Source organism: Chitinophagaceae bacterium, from assembly GCA_030053935.1.
Taxonomy (GTDB): domain Bacteria; phylum Bacteroidota; class Bacteroidia; order Cytophagales; family JASGCU01; genus JASGCU01.
Genome location: JASGCU010000125.1, coordinates 1 through 5084, shown reverse-complemented (window position 1 = coordinate 5084; position 5084 = coordinate 1). Strand labels below are relative to the sequence as shown.

General features: G+C 29.2%; 3 protein-coding genes. 1 reads left to right on the top strand and 2 read right to left on the bottom strand.

Annotated features, from left to right (window positions below; genetic code table 11):
• The first annotated feature begins 225 nt into the window (after positions 1 to 225).
• A complete protein-coding gene (locus QM536_09410) occupies positions 226 to 591 on the top strand; it encodes a transmembrane 220 family protein (GenBank protein MDI9357226.1) in 366 nt (121 codons plus the stop codon).
• Positions 592 to 602: 11 nt separating this feature from the next.
• On the opposite strand, the gene QM536_09405 is transcribed toward QM536_09410, so the two are convergent.
• Both QM536_09405 and QM536_09400 read right to left on the bottom strand, forming a co-directional pair.
• Positions 603 to 3875, bottom strand: a complete 3273-nt coding sequence (locus QM536_09405) for a hypothetical protein (protein ID MDI9357225.1) — start codon at positions 3873 to 3875, stop codon at positions 603 to 605.
• Between the two features lie 143 nt (positions 3876 to 4018).
• Complete coding sequence (locus QM536_09400) at positions 4019 to 5023, bottom strand: hypothetical protein (protein MDI9357224.1); 1005 nt, start codon at positions 5021 to 5023, stop codon at positions 4019 to 4021.
• Positions 5024 to 5084 lie beyond the last annotated feature (61 nt).

Below are 5084 nucleotides of genomic sequence, written 5' to 3'. Positions count from 1 at the left end.
TTAAAAAAATATTTCACAAACTATGGTTACATTTAACAATCTTAAATAGCGTTTAAGATGGTAAAAAAGATAAAATAATAGTATAATATTTATTTTGATTATTTTTATTTCATATAATGAGTCATACAACGAGTCGTTTTGATAGAAATGAGTAGAATTTTTTTAATTTCGTTTAGTAACGATATCATCATTATTTATATATATCTTTTATTTTATTATTCTTCTATGAAAAAAATAATAAGTTTTCTATTAAGTATCGTTTTTTTTCTGTTTGCGAGCTTACAATTTAACGATCCCGACCCCTTGATATGGGTAGCAGTATATGCATTAACATCAATTTTGTGTTTATTCTTTGGTTTCGGTAAGAGTTTTCCTACTGCCACTTTATCACTTCTATTTTTGTGTTTATTATGGTGCGTTACCCTTGTACCAAGTTTATTCCAGTGGATACAATCATCAAATGTACATGAAATATTTGGTAGTATGATGGGTAACAAACCGTATATAGAGGAGTCAAGGGAATTTATGGGATTATTGATAGCATCTGCGGGGCTTTTCCTTATATGGAAATTTGGAAAATCAAGCGAATAAATAGATAACAATTATTCTTGTACCCTTTTAAAATATTCTTGTACCTCTTTTTTATAATAATTGTTAAGTTTTAAAGGTATTGTTTTAAGAAGCTCTATTTCTTTCTTGTTTTGTTGCTTATAATGTTCTAAAAAATCAGGAGTTTTCTGGGTAACATTTTTAGCGGTTTCTGCTTTCCTTTGTTCGTCTAATTCTCTTTCGCGAAGGGATTTTTCAGATTCTAATAATCGTGTGACTATTTCTTTTTGCCTTTCCATGGTTTTCTGGGTTATATTTTTATTCACAATATCCATTTCTGTTTCCTCCATTTTTTGGATTATATCGTGTATATTTTTTTTACTCAGAGGGTCATTTTTTCCATATTTTTGATTTTCTTGTTGTAAAAGTTCACGGATACGTTCTTGCTCAGCAGCAAGTTTGGCGAGTTCTTCTGATAGTTCCCTCCCTGTCGTTCCCTGCTTTTTGAGGTTTCCCATTTTTTCACCGAGTTCTTTTTGCATTTGTTCCAGAGAACTATTTCCCTTTTGCTTCCCTTTCTTTTTTTGTGGTTTTCCTTTCGCTTTCATAGCACTTTCTCGCATATTTTGTAGAACATCATCTAATAATACCGCTAAATTATTTATAGAAGTCATTGCATACTGTTGTTTTACAACAGATAAATCTTTATTTCTTTGTTTCAATGCATAGATAGATTCATCCATATATTCTTTCATTTCTGATACTTCTCTTGTGATAAAAGAAGATATTTGAAATACCCTTTTAGCGAGTGCATCTAAACTATCATTTATAATTTTTACATCATCTTTCAGCTTGGATTGTTCTTGTGTATATGTAACAAACTGTGGATCAGTTTGTTGTATTTTCTTAAATTTTTTCATAAGATCTTCTTGTGCAAAAGAAAGTTTGTTAAGGTCATCTACAATGTTCCGCAGCTGTTCTATGTTTTCGTCTAAAACCATTTCTTCTCTTTCTTTTTGCATATCCTCCATTTTTTTACTTATTTTTTCAATCTCTTTTGCTGCTTTATCTTGTTCTTTTTTCGCTTCATCGGGTTTATTCTCTTCTAATTTTTCAAGAGCATTTTCTTGGCTTTTTTCTAAGGATTTCATTTCTTCTTCTGTATTTGGAATTTTTTCAGGATTATCTAATTTTTTATTTATCTCTTGTAAATTTTTTATGTTGTCTTTCAAATTTTTTGTCTTTTCATTCAACTTTGCTTGTTCTTCTTTCATACCCTGCATATCTTCGGATCCTTCTTCACTTTTTTCTGCTCTCTTTTTTTGTTCTTGTGCGAGTTCTTTACTGTCTTTTAAGACCTGTTCTAATTGGTATTCAAACTGAAGCTGCTGAAACCATTCCATAGCTCTATCTAATTCTTTTTCAAAGTTTTCTTCTTTTTTACTCATCTCGTTCAATTTGTTTTGTACCGCACTCAATTCTTTTTTCTCATCTAATAATTTTTTGAGATCATCTAATAATTTTTTGGTATTCTCATCTACCAAATTTTTTATAAGATCTTCTAATTTTTTCATTTTTTCTTTTATATTATCAGATGGGGCAGAAAATTTATTCATTTTCTCCGACAAGGTATTCTGTTCTTCTTGAAGTTTTTTTATCTCTTCATCTCGTTTTTGTTTTTTTTCTATCAAATCTTTCAATAATTTCTCATCCTGCCAATCTAATTTTTTTTTCGTTTTGAGACGTTCTTCTAATGATTTTAATTCTTTTTGAAATTGTTCGGTGGATTGAATAGTACTATTCATACTTTGCTCTGAGGTAGCTGCATGCGAATGTATAGATGTATTAATTTCTTGTGCAGATGGGATTTTCACATAATACATATCGGTTTTACTACTTTTATTCCCATTTACTTTATCATTATCCGATACCTGCATATAAAAAGCAAGTTCTTCACCAGCTAAGATGTTCATGCTGTCTAAATTCCAATGGTAATAAAAGCTTTGATTCCCCAATAATTTATTAATATCTATTTTTTTTTGTTGAAAATCTGCCTCATTTCTTTTATAAAAGAGAAGAAGTTCTTCTATCCCATAATCATCCGAAATAATTCCTGCTAAATCTATATATCTGTAAAAAACCGTATCTGTATGAATATTCATCTGAAGTTTTGGATATTCATCTTTTACTACTGTTATATAATGCTGAATTTTTTCTTTATTTTTGCTATACTGATTTTCTAAAACAAGGTTATATGATTGAGAATTTTTAATAATGGAACGTGTGCTAAAAAAATTCTTTTCTTTTATAAATTTTGGTTGCATTTCTTTTTCAAAAAAAAGATATATGTTTTCTGTATTTTCTGCTAATAACTGCCATACCACATTGGTTCCTTCAGGTATTTCTATATTTCCTGTATTCTCTAATATCTGCTTTGATTTTTTTGTATAGGAGGGATATTCTAAAATAATATTCATCTTTTTGAGTGATGGGCGATCTCTTAATTCTATTGTATAAAAAGCACTCTTATAACCGCTTGCTTCAAATTGAATTTTTGTTTTTGAAAGAAGTTTTTGAAAATTATACTGATATATATCATCTTTGTCCTTGTTTATTTTTATACTCCTTCCATTGTGCAGTAAAAATACTTCTTCGGGGATATAATTACCCTCAATGCTCATTTTTATAGTAAAATCCTCATTTTTAAAATGAAGTAAGGAGTCATTTTTTAAAATAAAACGAAAAGGGGCATCAGGAAAAAATTCTTCTTCATATTTTACAATCCTTTCCGTTCCTTCTGTTACAACCTTTGGAATAAAAAAAATAACTATTCCCACACAAAAAAGTATCGTAAGTAAATATTTTGCGTATTTTTTGCTCGCAGAAAAATTAATTGCTTTATGAAATGGAAAGGTAGAAAAATGCTTGCTTTTTTGTTCAATGCTTGCCGTAATCAGAGAATAATCTCCAAATGACATATTTTTGAGCTGGATAGCATTGAGAAGTTTATCTTTTATTTCTGGAAAAAACTCTCCTACTTGACGTGCCGCCTCAGCATCAGATATTTTTTTATTTTTATGAATATATTCATAGAACGGTTTCCATATCCAATAGAGAGATACAATGATTTCTATAATAATAAATGAAAAAAAGAAAAAAAACCTCACACCACTTCCAAACCAAAAATTATATTCTAAAAAACTAAAAGAAAAATAGAGACAAATGCTTGTTATAAAAAAATAGATATTTCCTCGGATGAGTTTTTCTTTATAGTAATTTTTTTTATACTCTTGTAGATTTTTTTGTATTCTATCAAAATGTTCCATTCTATACGTTAATGAATTATAAGTTATGAGTTATTTTTATTTTGTATTTCCTTTGTGTCTTTTTTGAAACTTTGTGTAATTTTAAAAAACAAATATACTACAAAGAATCACTGAATTATAAGTTATAATAATACAGGGTGGGTTCATTTATTATTTTTTTTCATGAGTTCTTGTATTATTTTATTTTGCTCTTCTAATATTTTTTTATTTTCTTCAAGGGCTTTATCTTTCTCTTCTATCGTTTTATCTTTCCCTTCTATAATTTTATCTTTTTCTTCTAATGCTTTATCTTTTTCTTCTATGTCAAAAAGAGCATTATCTCTCTCTAATTCCGCAATTTCCACAGCATTGAGATAATCATCTTCTGCTGTTAAAAGCTTTTCGAGTTCGGGATATTCCTGAGAAGCAGACAGCATTCTATATATCAATGGTTCAAATTCTGCGGAATATTTTTGAATGGTGAGTTTGTGTTTATCCCCTTCTTTTAAAAATCCCTGATTAAATATTTGTAATAATTCAAACACCTTCGTTTTTTCTGGGGAACTACTGTATTCCTTAGGAGATACTTTTGTGATGTAGGGCAATTGTATAGTGAGCATATCATACGTGAGATGATCCAGAAAATCATTATGATTCATTATTTTTGCCCCATTAAAAAAGTTTATGTGTTCTCGGTTTGTTTGGATAACCAGTGCTTCTACTTCATTTTCTATACAGAAATTGAGAAAAAAAATAGGTATCAAAAGAATGGGTAATTCTTTTTTTACTACTTGCTTTGTTTTTCTTCTTATTTTTTCTTCTATTTTTTTTTGGCTAAAGTTCTCCATTATGTAAGTTTTAAAGCGAAAAATATCATTAAAATGAGCATCTGCTTTTTGCATTTCTATAATGACGCTGCGGGTAATACCGTCTTCCATCTTCACCAATGCACTAAAATCTAAGTGAATCACCCTTACTCCCGATGCAGTTTCTATCTCTTTTCTTTCTTCTTTGAGAGCATGGCTTTGGGGGGTAAAGGATATATCTAACACTTCTTTTCCTAAAAGAGTAGATATTATTATCTTGGCGGACTTCATATCTTCCATCAAATACCGAAATAGTGCATCATAAACAGGATTTGGTATGGTAACAGGGGTTTGGATAAGCATATTTTATTGAGTTTTTCGAATAATTTTATCTTTTTCAGAATAATTGAGTAGCGGGAGATGT